This window comes from Mesorhizobium sp. WSM4306 (genome assembly GCF_007003975.1).
In the GTDB taxonomy this organism is placed as follows: domain Bacteria; phylum Pseudomonadota; class Alphaproteobacteria; order Rhizobiales; family Rhizobiaceae; genus Mesorhizobium.
Window position 1 is genome coordinate 37,785 of the sequence record NZ_VFTC01000031.1, and the last position, 14,448, is coordinate 52,232.

Sequence of the window (14,448 nt, forward strand, 5' to 3'; positions counted from 1 at the left end):
GGAGGGGGTCCAATGGCATTCAGGAAGTGGAAGAATTTCGCCGTCGCCGGATTTGGCGCCATGCTGCTCGGCGCACTTGCGGGTTCGGCTGTGGCCGACGATGCGCTTAAATTGCCCGAACTCAGTGCGAGTGGCGCCGATGCCTGTTTCGGTCGTGTTTATGACGCCGCCCACCTCAAGGCGCATCCGAAGCAGAAGGTGGCGCGGATATTCTTCCTCTATGGCCATGATCCGGTGAGCCGTCCGAACGAGGAGCCGACGGCGAACGCCGATACCTCCTACAACGGCTTTCTCACCACCACCGTGCGTGGCGCCAAGACGCCGCAATGGGCCGGCGGCTGGTGCAATCACGAGTCCGAGGACGACAAGTCGGGCCCGATCCGCTGCGGCATGGACTGCGACCGCACCATGGCTTCGCTGAAGCTCGATGACAAAGGCCGCCTGATCCTCACCGATGTCTCGTCCGATCTCTATCTCGACGCCGGATCGGAAGACGAACTGGGCGAGGCTGAATATGACCGGCAGGCGCTGGGCTCGGAGGACGATAATTTCCGCCTCGACCCGATGCCGGCGGGGACCTGTAAGGCCGAATTCGCCAAGATCGATCCGATCGATCCGGCGCTTGGCGTCCCCTTGCGCGAACGGCTGAAGCCGGACCAGCCTTTCTGTTTCGGACGCGATTACGATGCCGCGCACCTGAGCTCTCATCCCGATCAGGTGACGCAGTCGATCCGCGTCTTCCGCGGACCGGTCGAGCTTGCCTCCTTCGCCTCGGGCGGCGATGTCGCCAACTGGCCCGACGGCGCCGACATCGCCGTTTCGGTGACCACCAGGAAGAACGGGGCCAAGGTCACGCAGACCTATTCCTGCCAGGGCGAGGCGGACCAGTGGCGCTGCGCGGCGAGTTCGAAGATGAGCAATTTTTCCTGCGACATCAGCCAAAAGGAAATCTACCTCAAGCGCGGCGCCAACGGCACCATGATGCTGGCCAACCCCAACAGCAGCCTGGCAATCGTCGACCTGTGCTCAAAGGCGGCGGACGGCAAGACCGCGTCCGATGACAAGGTCTACCGGCTGGAGTCGATGCCACAGTCGGCGTGTGCGCCTTGAGGTCCGGTCATGACCCAGAACCGCTTCCACAGGATTGGCACCGGCTCGATCAATTTGTAGGGCCGCTCGATGACGATTTTGTTGAGGCGGCGTTGGAGAAGCCGGCGGAGCAGATCCGTTCCAGTCTCGATGAGGTCTTTAATTATTTGGTGAGTCATCCTGTCTGAATTGATCCAGACCTGGTGAACCACTTCAGGCGAAAGGCACCGCCGTCGTGCCTTTCGGCAGCTTCGCTTCATCATCCGGTTCGACATGGATGGTGACGCGCACCGAGGGGATTTCGGCTTTCAGCGCATCCTCGATGCGGTCGCAGATAACGTGGCTGGCGCCGACGGTCATATCGGCGTCGACGACCAGGTGGAACTCGATGAAGGTGGCACGGCCGGCGATGCGAGTCTTGAGGTCATGAACCTCCAGCGCGCCCTTGCAATTGGCCGAGATAGTGTCGCGGATATGCATGTGTTCCTGCGTGTCGACGGCGCGGTCCATCAGCCCGTTCATCGACGAGCCGATGACATGCCAGCCCTGCCACAGGATGTTGAGCGCCACGATGACGGCAAGCACCGGATCGAGGATTTGCCAGCCGGTCAGGATTGCGCCGACGAGACCGCCGAAGACGCCGACGGAAGTCACCACATCGGTCATGATGTGGCGGCCGTCGGCAACCAGCGCCGGTGATTTTGCGCTGCGGCCGGCGCGGATCAGCGTCCAGGCCCAGAAAGCGTTGATGACGGTGGCGACGCCATTGATCGCGAGACCTTCCCAAGGCTGTTCAAGCGGCGTCGGCGCCTGCCAGGAGCGCCAGACCTCGGTGAGGATCAAAAGTGCTGCCAGCACGATCAGCACGCCTTCCAGTACGGCCGAGAAATACTCCGCCTTGTGGTGGCCGAATGGATGGTCCTGGTCGGCCGGCTTGTAGCTGACCTGGATCGCCCAATAAGCGGCGGCCGAGGCGATGACGTTGACGATCGATTCCAACGCGTCCGAATAGAGCGCGACGGAGCCCGTGACGTACCAGGCGGCAAGCTTCAGCGCGAGCACGACGCAGGCGACGACGATCGACCAGAAGGCGAGGGCGGCGACCCTTTGCTTGGCCGCCTCCTTTGCCGCGATCGCCGTCACGCTGTCCGCTGCGGCCATACCGGTCAGGCCGCCTTTTCCTTGGCCTTGCGCGGCAGATGCGCAACGATGTTCTCGATGATGCGCATGCCGGCATTGTGGCCGAGCGTCATGATCGATTCCGGATGGAACTGTACGGCGGCTATGGGCTCCTTGCGATGCTCGAAGGCCATGATGACACCGTCCTCGGTCTCGGCGGTGACAACGAAACCGTCGGGCAGCCGCACCGGATCGGCAAAAATCGAGTGGTAGCGGCCGACGGTGACTTCCTTGGGCAGACCGGAGAAGATGATGCCGGGCTTGGAGACCCGGATGCGCGACGGCTTGCCATGCATCGGCACATGCAACTGTCGGAGTTCGCCGCCATAGGCTTCGGCCAGCGCCTGCAGACCGAGGCAGACGCCGAAGATCGGCAGGTCGCGGGCCCTGGCCTTCTTGATGGTGGCGGCGCAGTCGAAATCCTTCGGTGTGCCCGGTCCGGGCGACAGCACGACGAGATCCGGCTTCAGCCGCTCGAAGACTTCCTCCGGCACCGGCGTGCGCACGGTCGAGACATTGGCGCCGGTCTGGCGGAAATAGTTGGCCAGCGTGTGGACGAAGGAGTCCTCATGGTCGACGAGCAGGATGTTGACGCCGTCGCCGACGCGCGCGGTGGTGCGTTCGGCGCCGGCGGCATTGCCTAATTTGGCGTCGCGGATGGCGGAGAGCATGGCGGATGCCTTCAGTTCGGTTTCGGCTTCTTCTTCCTCGGGGATGCTGTCGAAGAGCAGCGTGGCGCCGGCGCGCACCCCGGCGATGCCGTCCTTGATGCGGATGGTGCGCAAGGTCAGGCCGGTGTTCATGTCGCCGTTGAAATTGACCATGCCGATGGCGCCGCCATACCAGGCGCGCGGGCTCTTCTCGTTCTGCTCGATGAACCGCATGGCCCAGAGTTTCGGCGCGCCGGTGACGGTGACCGCCCAGGCATGCGACAGGAAGGCGTCGAAGGCGTCCATGCCTTCGCGCAGCCGGCCTTCGATGTGATCGACGGTGTGGATCAGGCGCGAATACATTTCGATCTGGCGGCGGCCGATGACGCGCACCGAGCCTGGATCGCAGACCCTGGACTTGTCGTTGCGGTCGACGTCCGAGCACATGGTCAGCTCGGATTCGTCCTTCTTGGAGTTGAGCAGCTTCAGGATCTGCTCGCTGTCGGAAATGGCGTCGTCGCCGCGCTTGATCGTGCCGGAGATCGGGCAGGTCTCGACCCGGCGGCCATTGACGCGCACGAACATTTCGGGCGAAGCGCCGATCAGATACTCGTTTTCGCCGAGGTTTATGAAGAAGGAATAGGGCGAGGGGTTGATCGACTTCAGCTTGCGCGAAATTTCGGAAGGCTGCGTCTCGCAACGCTCGTAGAACATCTGCCCGGGCACGACCTCGAACAAATCGCCGCGCTTGAAGCTATCCATCGCCTTGCGCACCAGATTGGCATATTCGCCGGGCTCATGGTCGCCGCGCGGCGGGATTCGGTCGGCGGTCTTGAACGGCTCTGCGATTTCGTCACGCGGCAGCCCCTCGGTCGAAAAACCCTCGCCGGAATAGTCGTAGCGGTCGGTCCAGGCCTTGGTCGAGTAATGGTCGACGACCAGGATCTCGTCGGGCAGGAACAGCACGAGGTCGCGCTGGCTCTCTCTGCGCTCGAGTTTGTAGTCGACCGGATCGAACTGGAAGGCGAGATCGTAGCCGAAAGCGCCGTAGAGGCCGAGATTGGCGTCTTCGTCGGTCTTGAACAGAGCGGTGATGGCGCGCAGCACGGTGAAGACGGAGGGAACGCGGCTGCGCTCTTCCTCAGTGAAGACCCGGCCGGGCTTGGCGACATCGAGGCGGATCAGCTTTTTCGAGGTTTCGGTGATTGTAACTTCGCTCAAGCCGGCAAGCGCCTTGCCGATTACCGGCAACAGCACCTTTCCACGGCCGTTCAGCGCCTCGATGCGCATGGCGCGGCCGCCAGCCGAGATCACCAGCGGCGGGTCGATGATGGCCGTATCCCAGCGCGTATAGCGGCCGGGATATTCGTAGTTCGAGGAAAACACGGCCCCGCGGCGCGAATTCAGCCCGTCGACATAGGAGTCGATCGCGCCGGCATAGGGCTTGTCGTGGCGCTCGCGCGTAATGGTGACGCCACCCGCGGTCACGAAGCGTTCCGCGCCGTTTTCCAGAACCTTCATCGTCGTCATTGCCGTCTCCATCTGGCTTGTTGGGCAACGGACCCGGGACTGGCTTTGAAAAAACAAATGGCCGCCCGGACATTCCGTTGCGGCCACCTTCTATTTTCACGCGCACGCGTTCGAACAGGCCGCTGTCAGCGAGCCCACCACCAAACGGTCTTGATCGAACGCATGTTCATGGGCGAAATCCATAGCGGCGAAAAGCCGGATGCGCAACAGGTTTGAAAGGCCTGGCCGCCGCTTCCGGGGCTCATGGCACATCGCCAGGGCCGGCGTGCCTGCCTAGACTAACCACGCAACATCGAGAAGACGGGAAGACACCGATGACCGACCAGATCGAACGCGCACGCACGTTCCATTCCCTCCACGTCAAGGGAAACCCGATCGTTCTCTACAATGCCTGGGATCCGGGTTCGGCCAAGATCGTCGAGAGAGCCGGAGCCAAGGCCATCGCCACCGGAAGCTGGCCGGTCGCGGCCGCCTTCGGCTATGCCGATGGCGAGAAAATCCCGCTGGAGCTGGCGCTGGATAACATCAAGCGTATCGTGACTGCGGTCGACCTGCCGGTGACCATGGATCTCGAAGGCGGCTACGGCCCCGAGCCGGAGGTCGTCGCTCAGACGGTCACGCGCGCCTTGCAGGCCGGCGCCATCGGCTTCAATTTCGAGGACCAGATCGTCGGCGGAACTGGCCTGCACGACATCGCCGTGCAGGTGAAGCGGATCGAGGCGGCGGCGGCAGCGGTGAAGGCTTCGGGCATTCCCGCCTACCTCAACGCCCGCACCGACATCTTCCTCAAGGCGACGCCGGATGCGCATGACAAGGGCCTGCTCGACCAGGCGATCGAGCGGGCAAAGGCCTATGAAAAGGCCGGCGCGAGCGGTTTCTTTGCGCCCGGTCTTGGCGATGAGGGGCTGATCGCGACGCTCTGTAAAGCCACCGCGTTGCCGGTCAACATTATCGCGCTGGCGCATGTGCCGCCGCGCCAGCGTCTGGCCGAGCTCGGCGTCTCCCGCATCAGCCACGGGCCTGTGCCTTACCGGCAGATGGCCGAATGGCTGGAGGCCAAGGCGCGGTTGGCCATTTCCGGATAGGTCAGTCCTCCAGCGTCCCTGACCTTGCGTCGGCGCTCTTCTTGTCGCCGACCAGCTTCAAGAGGTCCTCGCCCGCGCGGATGATGCGGCGCGCGCGGCGGGTCAGGATGACGTCGTCCTGCGGGGCAAATACTTCCGTGCGGCCGCCCGTCTCGCCTGGTGTGTGGACGATGGTGGCGAGGCGCGCGCCCTTGGCGACGCGGTCCCCGGGCTTCACGTCGTAGAGCACGGCACCCGCCCGGGGTGCCGGCATCATGTCGATGTTTTCCAACGGCGCGACGAAACCAGTGAAAGGACCTGGTGCGGGTAGGGCCGGGTCGGCGATCACGCCGCGCGCCACCAGCAGCCGGTAGAGACCTTCGGCATCGGATGCGGCCAGCCTGCCGTCGACATCGAGCATGCCGCGATATTCGACCGTGGTGGCGACGCGCCGCTCGAACTTCGCCACGCCGGCGGGGACGTTCTGGTAGGGCATGATCGTGGCACCCTCGAAGGTCCCGTCGCTGTCTTCTCTCCATAGCACCACCGCGTCGATGCCCATGGCGGCGGCGCAATCGGCCATTGCCGGCCACAGGCTGGTGTGGACGTAGAGATAGGCCAGCCCTTCATCGTCACAATGCAGATCAAGCACGATGTCGTGGCCGATCGAAAGTTGCAGCAGCCGCGTCTTCAACTGCTGGTCGGCAGTTCCGAACGTGGTGTCCGGCAACAATGCGGTATCAGGTGCGGCAAGCAGCGGAAAGGCACGGTTGAAGTTGGTGCGTGTGCCGAGATGAAAGCGGCCTTGATGTTCACCGAAATGATATTGCGCGCGGCCGATCGGGTTGGCCCAGGGCACGACCGTGATGTTGCCCTTGATGCGGCCTTCAGCCTCGGCCTTGTTCAGCGCCGGCATCAATGCGTCGATGGCGACGACGCCCGGCAATTCGCCGGCATGGAGTGCCGACTGCAGATAGGCAGAGGGCGCTGCCTTGTCGGCGCCGGTGAAGCGGAATGCCGGGAATTCGTAGAAAACGCCTTCGCTGTCGCCAGAAATGCGTTCGATCGATTTCTGCATGGGATGCCTCCAGGAAAGAGGCAGAACACATGCACGTTTGCCGTAGGGCTGTCGATTGGTCCAGTTTGCGCCGCCATGGGCGCAATATCATTCCGCGGCAGCCGGAACGGCCACAGGAGCTGAGCGTTCAAGCGCCTGCGAGACAACGGCCACGGTGACGGCCAGCAGCGCCAGAACCGCGCCGACCAGCGGCAGGTGAGCGTGGGAGACGCCCGCCGAAAGGGCCAATCCGCCGATCCAGGCGCCACCCTTCCAGTCGGCCAGCCGGCAGCGTCAAACGAGCGGCTTCAACTCCTGGGCGATGGTGGGCAAGAGCTCCGAGACGTTGGGATGGATGTGCACGGCCCGCGCCAGCGTGTCGACCGGCGCCTTGGCGTACATCAGGTCGAGCACGCAGTGCACCGCCTCGTCGCCGCCAGGGCCAAGCACGGAACAGCCGAGGACCTCCCTGGTGTCGGCATCGACCAGGATCTTCATAAAACCTTGCGTCTCGCCCTTTTCAACGGCACGGCCGACGCGGGTCATCGGCCGCTGGCCGACGAGCGCCTTGCGGCCGGATTTCTTCACCGCGGCCTCGGTCATGCCGCAGCGGCCGAGCGGCGGATCGATATAGAGCGCATAGGCCTCGATGCGATCGCTGACCTTGCGCGGATCGTTGTCGAGCAGATTGGCGGCAACGATCTCATAGTCGTTGTAGGAGGTGTGGGTGAAGGCGCCCTTGCCGTTGCAATCGCCCATCGCCCAGATGCCGGGCACACTGGTGCGCAGCTGGTCGTCGACGGTGACGTAACCGCGCAGATCGACCGCGACGCCGGCCTTGTCGAGGCCGAGGTCGTCGGTGTTGGGGGTGCGGCCGAGTGCCAGAAGCACATGCGAGCCGATGGCCGGCGGCTTGCCGGCGGAGAAGGTTACGGCGATGTCCGTGCCCTGTCTGGCAAAGCGGATGTCGTCGGCGCCGACATGGACCGCTATCCCCTCGTTTTCGAGGATCGACAGGATGGCGGCCGAGACATCCTCATCCTCGCGGCCTGAGAGGCGCGGGCTCTTTTCGATGACGGTGACTTCGCTACCGAAACGGCGGAACATCTGCGCGAATTCGAGCGAGATGTAGCTGCCACCGACGACGACGAGGTGACGCGGCAAAACGTCGAGATCCATCATAGAGGAATTGGTGAGGTAGTCGATGTCGTGGATGCCAGGCAGATCCGGCACCGAGGCGCGGCCGCCGGTGTTGAGGAAGATCTTTTCGGCGGTCAGCAGGTCGTCGCCGACGCGCACCGTGTTGGCGGATTCGAAGCGCGCATGGCCACGATAGAGCGTGCATTTGTCCATGCCGGCGATCCAGGTTTCCAGCCCGGTGCGGGAGGCGCCCGAAACCTTGTCCTTGCGCGCCTTGATCGCCTTATAGTCGACGCCGACAGGGCCGCTGAGCGTCACGCCATAATCGGCGGCGCGTCGGGCGAGATGCGCGGCATAGGCGCTCGCCACCATCGTCTTGGTCGGGATGCAACCGGTGTTGACGCAGGTGCCGCCGACCAGCTTGCGCTCGATCAGCGCCACGCGCATGCCGGCTGCGTTCAGCCTGCCGGCGAGCGGTGTGCCGGCCTGGCCGGCGCCAATGATGATGGCGTCGAAAGTCTTTGCCGTCATGCCACCGCCGCCACGATCAGCAGGCCGCCAATGATGGCCACCGCGTCCTCGATGAGAGCGGCGGGCCGATCCTGGCCGAAGGCGGCTGCCAGCCGGCCGCGCGCCTCTGCGCCGCCATAGGTTCCGATGACGGCGCCTATGGCGCCGGCGATCAGACCGCCAATGGTGGAACCGGCGGTGGCGCCGATCACAGCACCTGCAAAGGCGCCAAGCAGGATGCGAGTGCCGAACTGCTGCGGCACTTTGCGGCTCGGCGTCGATGGCAGCTGGTCGGTGATGAGTTCGACGATGGCAAGGATGGTGAAGATGCCGACGGCGGCCCAATGGCCCATGAAGCTTGCCCAGGTGCCGGCAAGCGGCAGCCAGCCGAGATAAGCGCCCCAGGCGACTGCGGCCGGTGCTGTCATGGCGCGAAGACCGGCGATGATGCCGATCAGAAGTGCAAGCAGATAGAGCATGGTTGATCCCCTCAACGCAGAACCTCGGACGGTCCGCGCGGCAAGCTAGCATAGGCCGGGCATTTGGACAGTGGGGTTTTCCCAGGCGGAGGATTGTGCTTTGGCAGGAGATCAGATTGGAGGCGTGGCCATGTCCGCAAACGAACGCACGAAGATGATTGCAGGCGAGTGGTACACCTGCATCGACGACGAGTTGGAAGCGCTGCGGGTGATCGCGCGCGATGCGGTGTTCGAGCACAATTCGCTGCCGCCCCAGCAACGCGGCAACATCGGTCCAGCGCTATCGGCGCTGCTCGGCAGCGCGGGCGAGGGCGCCCGCATCGAGGCGCCGTTCCACTGCGCCTACGGTTTCAACATCCATCTCGGCGCAGGCGCGTTTCTCAATGCCGGCTGCACCATCCTCGACACCGCGCCCGTGCGCATCGGCAGACGGACGCTGCTCGGCCCCAATGTGCAGATCTACTGCGCCGAGCACCACAAGGAGGCAGCAGGCCGTCAGGCGGGGCTGGAGATCGCCAGGCCGGTCACCATCGGCGACAACGCCTGGATCGGCGGCAGCGCCATCATCCTCGGCGGCATCAGCATCGGCGATGGTGCCATTGTCGGCGCTGGTGCTGTGGTGACGCGTGACGTGCCTGATAACACCACCGTGGTCGGCAATCCGGCGCGGGCGGTCAAGCGCGGCTGAACCCTACGCGGGCGGTCAGTGCGAAGCCACGCGCGCCATGCGCTCGTCCGGCTCTGCTCGCCGTGAGAATTCACGCCGGTACTGCGCCGGTGACGTCTTGAGCCGCGCTGAAAAATGCTGGCGCAGCGAGGTGGCGCTGCCGAAGCCGGCTTCGAAAGCCACCATGTCCATCGATTTTTCGGTCGCCTCCAGCAGCCGTTGCGCGAGTTCGATGCGCTGGCCGGCCAGCCACTCGCCAAAGCTGGTGCCGATCGATTTCTGGAAGCGGCGGGTGAAGGTGCGCCGGGTCAGGCCGGCGGCCTCAGCGACGCGGTCGAGGCTATGCGTTTGCCCCAGCGTTGCGCGCACGGTGTCGAGCGCCTGGGTGAAGCGGTCGGCAGCCGGGGTTCTCGCCAGCGGGCGCTCGATGAATTGTGCCTGCCCGCCCTGCCGGTGCGGCGACAGCACGATGTGCCTGGCCAGCCGCAGCGCTACCTCCGCGCCATAGCGGGCGCGCACTATGTGCAGGCAGCAGTCGAGCCCGGCGGCAACACCGGCCGAGGTGACGATGTCGCCATCGTCGACGTAGAGCACGTCGGCGTCGACTTCGATGTCGGGATGCAGCGCTTGCAACCGGTCGGTGGAGGACCAATGCGTGGCCGCCCGCCGGCCGGCGAGCAGCCCGGCGGCGGCGATGGCGAAGGTGCCGAGACAGAGGCCAACGATCAGCGCGCCGCGCCGGTTTGCGCGCGTAAGCGCTTCGAGGAGCGGGGTCGGAAGCGGGGCGTCGAGATCTTTCCAGCTCGGAATGATGACGATGTCGGCATCGTCGAACGCGGGGAGCCCATGCGGCACCGCGATCGTCAGCCCGGCATCGGTGTGGATGGGCCCATTGTCGAGCGCGCAGACGCGAAAGTCGAAACGCGGCAGGCCGAGCTTGGTGCGGTCGGTGCCGAACACCACGCACGGTACGGAGAGGTGGAAGGGACTGATGCCGTCAAAGGCGAGGACGGCAATGATCGGATCAGTCATGGGCGTTTCCGGCAAGTGAAGGCGGATTGTCCCAATTCTTTCGAACGATGTCAATCGGGCCACTTTTGGCAATCGGGCGATCGGCCTATTTTCGGCCCGTCCCAGTCAAGCCCGAAAGGAAAACACCATGTCCGCCAACACCACGCCGCGCCGCGCACTCATCGTCATCGATGTCCAGAATGACTATGACGGCGGCAATCTTGCGATCAAGCATCCGCCGTTCCGCAACAGCGTCGTCAATGTGGCCCAGGCCATGGCCGCCGCCACTGCTGCCGGCGTCAAGGTAGTGATCGTCAAGCAAATGGCGCCCGAGACATCGCCGGTATTCGCCAAGGGCAGCCATGGCGGCGAACTGCATCCCGAAATCGCCAGGCGCAAGCGCGACCACTATGTCGAAAAGAACTTGCCGAGCGCCTTCACCGGCACCGATCTCGAGGAGTGGCTGCGCGCCAATGCCATCGATACGATCACGGTCATTGGCTACATGACGCATAATTGCGACCTGTCGACCATCATCCACGCCGTCCATATGGGCTTTACGGTCGAGTTCCTCTCCGACGCAACCGGCTCGCTGCCCTATGCCAACAGCGCCGGCTATGCCTCGGCCGAAGAGATCCACCGAGTGGTGAGCATCATCCTGCAGTCGCGCTTCGCGGCCGTACTCAAGACCGCCGAATGGATCGACTGCCTGAAGACCGGCGCACTGCCCGAACGCGACACGCCCTATGCGTCCAACCAGCGCGCGCTGGCGCGCCACGCCGCATAGGCAGATCCGTCCCCGGAAAGCAAAAAGGGCGGCCATTGGCCCCCCTTCTTGAATCTCGCAACGGTCTCGAAATTTTTAGAACAGGCCTTCGATCTGGCCGGCTTCGTTGAGGAAGATCTTTTCCGAAGATGGCGCCTTGGGCAGGCCCGGCATGGTCATGACCTCGCCGCAGATGACGACGACGAAGCCGGCGCCCGCGGAAAGCCTGACCTCGCGCACCGGCACGGTGTGGCCGGTCGGCGCGCCGCGCAGGTTCGGGTCGGTCGAGAAGGAGTATTGGGTCTTCGCCATGCAGACCGGGAGATTGCCGTAACCGGCCTGCTCCCAGGCGTGCAGTTGGTCACGCACGGACTTGTCGGCAATCGCCTCCGAGCCGCGATAAATGCGCTGGACGATGGTGTTGATCTTCTCGAACAGCGGCATGGCGTCGGGATAGAGCGGCGCGAACTGCGACGCGCCGGATTCTGCAAGCTGCACCACCTTGTTGGCGAGCTCCTCGATGCCGGCCGAGCCCTTGGCCCAGTGCTTGCACAGGATCGCCTCTTCGCCCATCGAGGCGACGTAGTCCTTCATCGCCTGGATCTCGGCGTCGGTGTCGGAATAGAAGTGGTTGATGGCAACCACCGCCGGCACGCCGAACTGGCGGATATTTTCGATGTGGCGGCCAAGATTGGCGCAGCCCTTCTTCACCGCCTCGATGTTCTCCTTGCCGAGGTCTTCCTTCTTGACGCCGCCATTCATCTTCATCGCGCGCACGGTGGCGACGATGACGGCCGCCGCCGGCTTCAGCCCTGCCTTGCGGCACTTGATGTCGAAGAACTTTTCCGCGCCGAGATCGGCGCCGAAGCCGGCTTCGGTGACGACATAGTCGGCGAGCTTCAGCGCCGTCGTGGTGGCGACGACCGAGTTGCAGCCATGCGCGATGTTGGCGAATGGGCCACCATGGACGAAAGCCGGGTTGTTTTCCAGCGTCTGCACCAGGTTGGGCTGCATGGCGTCTTTCAAGAGCACCGCCATGGCGCCGTCGGCCTTGAGGTCGCGGGCGTAGACCGGCGTCTTGTCGCGGCGATAGGCGACGATGATGTCGCCGAGGCGCTTCTCGAGATCCTTAAGGTCGGTGGCGAGGCACAGGATCGCCATCACTTCCGAGGCGACGGTGATGTCGAAGCCGGCTTCGCGCGGGAAGCCGTTGGCGACGCCGCCGAGCGAGGCGATGATCTCGCGCAGCGCGCGGTCGTTCATATCCATGACGCGGCGCCACACAACGCGACGGGTGTCGATGCCGAGCTCATTGCCCCAGTAGATGTGGTTGTCGATCAGCGCCGAAAGCAGATTGTGCGCGGTGGTGATGGCGTGGAAGTCGCCGGTGAAGTGGAGGTTCATGTCCTCCATCGGCACGACCTGCGCGTAGCCGCCGCCGGCGGCGCCGCCCTTGACGCCGAAATTCGGGCCGAGCGACGCCTCGCGAATGCAGACGATCGCCTTCTTGCCGATGCGGTTCAGGCCATCGCCGAGGCCGACGGTGGTGGTCGTTTTGCCTTCGCCGGCCGGCGTCGGGTTGATGGCGGTCACCAGGATCAGCCTGCCGTCCTTGTTGCCCTTCACCGACTTGATGAACTCTGCCGAGATTTTCGCCTTGTCGTGGCCGTAGGGCAAAAGATGCTCGGTCGGGATGCCGATCTTCTGGCCGATCTCCTGAATCTGCTTTTTCTTGGCGCCGCGCGCGATCTCGATGTCGGACTTCACTTCGGCCATGACGGCTTTCCTTCGGATTGAACGGTGGAGGGGACGGGTTTTGATCTCACTCGCAGGCATGTTGAACCCGGGCGCGGGCATGTTCTAACCCTGTCGCTGCCGTGGCGTCAACTTGCATGCAACTATGTTTCCTATGAAGAAAGTGTCTCCGCGGCCGGGCCGACCTGTCGCCGGTTCTTCCTGGCTCCGTTGCCGCGGCGTATAGAAGCCAGAGGACGCGTCGTTCCGCCGTCTCAAAACAGCCGCCCAATGCACGGAATGCGACAGAGACGACGGCGCAAATTCGCCATCGCCTGTTGAGGCAGCAACAGACGTTACTGCGTCAGAACGTTGCTGATCTCGACCATGTTGGAACGCACGCGAAGGACGTAGAAGCCCATCGTCGTCAGATGCGTCGGCATGATCCAGCCATCCTCCCGGCCATTGGCGATGATGAAGGGCTGGATGCGCAGCGCCGAGACGAATTGCGAATCCATCGTGTCCCACAGATTGCCGAGATGCTTTTCCTTGATCACGTCGTCGAAGTCGGCCTGGGCGCCCTTCATCAGACCGTAATAGGCATAGAGCTGGCCATAGGCGAACCAGAAGCGGTCGTCGGCGCGGAAGTCGAACCAGCCATCGTTGTGGTTTTCGGCACGCTCCTTGAGGATCGCCGAGGTCGAACCGATGTCGGAGGAGATGCGGTCTATATACTGCTTCAGATTGTCGGCACGGGCGTCGAACGTCGCCTGGCAGGTGGCCAGGCGGGCGTTGAAGGAGCGCAGCTTGTTGACGGCATCGCGATAATAGCTCGGCGTCGGCGTCTTCGGTCCGAACGGGTTCAGGCCGAAATACCAGGTTTCCTCGTCGAACTGCAGATTGCCGCGCGCATCCTGCAGATCGGCGTCGATCTGCGATGTCGTACGCACGCGGCCGAGATTGTCGGCAAGCTCGGTGGCGGTGCGCCGCACCGCCTGGTTGATGCCGCGCTGGAATGAAGCCTTGTTATCCATGAACGGCGTGTGATCCCAGTCGACGCCGAACAGGCCGAGCTTGTAGAGGATCATCGACGAGATCCAGGCATTCTGGTTGACGTTGAAGTCGGTCAGGTCGGCCGCGACCTGGGCGATGCCCGAATTGCCGCAGGTCTTGGCGGTCTCGGTGCCGGCGCCGGCCGCGACCTGTTCGCCGGCGGAAATGTTGCGGTTCTCGAAGGTGTATTTGTCGACGTAGTTGGGGTCGAACTTGTTCCACCACTGGGTGGCGTAGAAGAAGTTGGCGTAGAGGCCGATCAGTACCAGCAAAGCCAGGCCGACCACCGCCTTCAGGATCCAGCCGCGCTGCGTATACCAGCGCCCGGCCCATAAGAACGGCCACAGGATCGCGCCGATGACAAGGCCGATACCGCGGCCGATCCATTGGAAGATGCGGGTGAAGAAATTCACGATCGGATCAAGCATGGCTTACATCACCCCTCGGCATGATGCCAAAAAGTTGCAGACTTTTTGGACAACATCATGCGCCAAAACAATAAGTTAGAACGAAATGACG

General features: G+C 63.7%; 12 protein-coding genes and 1 pseudogene. 4 read left to right on the forward strand and 9 right to left on the reverse strand.

Annotated features, from left to right (window positions below):
- Positions 1-12: 12 nt before the first annotated feature.
- Entirely contained in the window at positions 13-1,110 is a 1,098-nt protein-coding gene (locus FJV77_RS27235; protein WP_142869608.1) for a hypothetical protein, read from the forward strand.
- Positions 1,111-1,302: 192 nt separating this feature from the next.
- On the opposite strand, the gene FJV77_RS27245 is transcribed toward FJV77_RS27235, so the two are convergent.
- Positions 1,303-2,250, reverse strand: a complete 948-nt coding sequence (locus FJV77_RS27245) for a cation diffusion facilitator family transporter (RefSeq protein WP_142869609.1) — start codon at positions 2,248-2,250, stop codon at positions 1,303-1,305.
- 5 nt (positions 2,251-2,255) lie between these two features.
- Positions 2,256-4,448: an anthranilate synthase gene (locus FJV77_RS27250; protein ID WP_142869610.1), complete on the reverse strand. Its 2,193-nt coding sequence runs from the start codon at positions 4,446-4,448 to the stop codon at positions 2,256-2,258.
- 314 nt (positions 4,449-4,762) lie between these two features.
- Between FJV77_RS27250 and FJV77_RS27255 the strand changes: the two genes are divergently transcribed.
- Positions 4,763-5,533: an isocitrate lyase/phosphoenolpyruvate mutase family protein gene (locus FJV77_RS27255; RefSeq protein ID WP_142869611.1), complete on the forward strand. Its 771-nt coding sequence runs from the start codon at positions 4,763-4,765 to the stop codon at positions 5,531-5,533.
- 1 nt (position 5,534) lies between these two features.
- Here the strand turns inward: FJV77_RS27255 and FJV77_RS27260 are convergent, their stop codons facing one another.
- The 4 genes and pseudogenes from FJV77_RS27260 to FJV77_RS27275 form a co-directional block, all read right to left on the reverse strand.
- A complete protein-coding gene (locus FJV77_RS27260) occupies positions 5,535-6,590 on the reverse strand; it encodes a succinylglutamate desuccinylase/aspartoacylase family protein (protein WP_142869612.1) in 1,056 nt (351 codons plus the stop codon).
- Positions 6,591-6,677: 87 nt separating this feature from the next.
- Positions 6,678-6,836: pseudogene (locus FJV77_RS33110) on the reverse strand (MFS transporter); the annotation flags it as partial.
- A gap of 27 nt (positions 6,837-6,863) precedes the next feature.
- The gene (locus tag FJV77_RS27270; protein WP_142869613.1) at positions 6,864-8,240 is read right to left on the reverse strand and encodes an FAD-containing oxidoreductase; all 1,377 of its coding nucleotides are present in this window, start codon (positions 8,238-8,240) and stop codon (positions 6,864-6,866) included.
- Positions 8,237-8,698: a DUF4126 domain-containing protein gene (locus FJV77_RS27275; RefSeq protein WP_142869614.1), complete on the reverse strand. Its 462-nt coding sequence runs from the start codon at positions 8,696-8,698 to the stop codon at positions 8,237-8,239. Before FJV77_RS27275 ends, FJV77_RS27270 begins: the two co-directional genes overlap by 4 nt.
- Positions 8,699-8,828: 130 nt before the next feature.
- Here FJV77_RS27275 and FJV77_RS27280 point away from each other — a divergent pair, with 130 nt between their 5' ends.
- Positions 8,829-9,386 carry a sugar O-acetyltransferase gene (locus tag FJV77_RS27280; RefSeq protein WP_142869615.1) on the forward strand — a complete coding sequence of 186 codons (558 nt, stop codon included), beginning with the start codon at positions 8,829-8,831 and terminating at the stop codon, positions 9,384-9,386.
- A 15-nt stretch (positions 9,387-9,401) separates the two neighbouring features.
- On the opposite strand, the gene FJV77_RS27285 is transcribed toward FJV77_RS27280, so the two are convergent.
- Positions 9,402-10,397: a helix-turn-helix domain-containing protein gene (locus FJV77_RS27285; protein WP_142869616.1), complete on the reverse strand. Its 996-nt coding sequence runs from the start codon at positions 10,395-10,397 to the stop codon at positions 9,402-9,404.
- A 127-nt stretch (positions 10,398-10,524) separates the two neighbouring features.
- Here FJV77_RS27285 and FJV77_RS27290 point away from each other — a divergent pair, with 127 nt between their 5' ends.
- The gene (locus FJV77_RS27290) at positions 10,525-11,163 is read left to right on the forward strand and encodes a cysteine hydrolase family protein (RefSeq protein ID WP_142869617.1); all 639 of its coding nucleotides are present in this window, start codon (positions 10,525-10,527) and stop codon (positions 11,161-11,163) included.
- A 75-nt stretch (positions 11,164-11,238) separates the two neighbouring features.
- Here the strand turns inward: FJV77_RS27290 and FJV77_RS27295 are convergent, their stop codons facing one another.
- Both FJV77_RS27295 and FJV77_RS27300 read right to left on the reverse strand, forming a co-directional pair.
- Positions 11,239-12,918 carry a formate--tetrahydrofolate ligase gene (locus FJV77_RS27295; RefSeq protein WP_142869618.1) on the reverse strand — a complete coding sequence of 560 codons (1,680 nt, stop codon included), beginning with the start codon at positions 12,916-12,918 and terminating at the stop codon, positions 11,239-11,241.
- Positions 12,919-13,232: 314 nt separating this feature from the next.
- Positions 13,233-14,357, reverse strand: coding sequence for a DUF2333 family protein (locus tag FJV77_RS27300; protein ID WP_142869619.1), 1,125 nt, complete (start codon positions 14,355-14,357; stop codon positions 13,233-13,235).
- Between the last annotated feature and the right edge of the window lie 91 nt (positions 14,358-14,448).

What these genes read in the sequence shown, in the direction of transcription:
- FJV77_RS27290 (WP_142869617.1), top strand. Translation starts at nt 10,525, where the DNA reads ATGTCCGCCAACACCACGCCGCGCCGCGCACTCATCGTCATCGATGTC.
- FJV77_RS27295 (WP_142869618.1), bottom strand. Translation starts at nt 12,918, where the DNA reads ATGGCCGAAGTGAAGTCCGACATCGAGATCGCGCGCGGCGCCAAGAAA.
- FJV77_RS27255 (WP_142869611.1), top strand. Translation starts at nt 4,763, where the DNA reads ATGACCGACCAGATCGAACGCGCACGCACGTTCCATTCCCTCCACGTC.
- FJV77_RS27260 (WP_142869612.1), bottom strand. Translation starts at nt 6,590, where the DNA reads ATGCAGAAATCGATCGAACGCATTTCTGGCGACAGCGAAGGCGTTTTC.
- FJV77_RS27270 (WP_142869613.1), bottom strand. Translation starts at nt 8,240, where the DNA reads ATGACGGCAAAGACTTTCGACGCCATCATCATTGGCGCCGGCCAGGCC.
- FJV77_RS27275 (WP_142869614.1), bottom strand. Translation starts at nt 8,698, where the DNA reads ATGCTCTATCTGCTTGCACTTCTGATCGGCATCATCGCCGGTCTTCGC.
- FJV77_RS27285 (WP_142869616.1), bottom strand. Translation starts at nt 10,397, where the DNA reads ATGACTGATCCGATCATTGCCGTCCTCGCCTTTGACGGCATCAGTCCC.
- FJV77_RS27235 (WP_142869608.1), top strand. Translation starts at nt 13, where the DNA reads ATGGCATTCAGGAAGTGGAAGAATTTCGCCGTCGCCGGATTTGGCGCC.
- FJV77_RS27245 (WP_142869609.1), bottom strand. Translation starts at nt 2,250, where the DNA reads ATGGCCGCAGCGGACAGCGTGACGGCGATCGCGGCAAAGGAGGCGGCC.
- FJV77_RS27280 (WP_142869615.1), top strand. Translation starts at nt 8,829, where the DNA reads ATGTCCGCAAACGAACGCACGAAGATGATTGCAGGCGAGTGGTACACC.
- FJV77_RS27250 (WP_142869610.1), bottom strand. Translation starts at nt 4,448, where the DNA reads ATGACGACGATGAAGGTTCTGGAAAACGGCGCGGAACGCTTCGTGACC.
- FJV77_RS27300 (WP_142869619.1), bottom strand. Translation starts at nt 14,357, where the DNA reads ATGCTTGATCCGATCGTGAATTTCTTCACCCGCATCTTCCAATGGATC.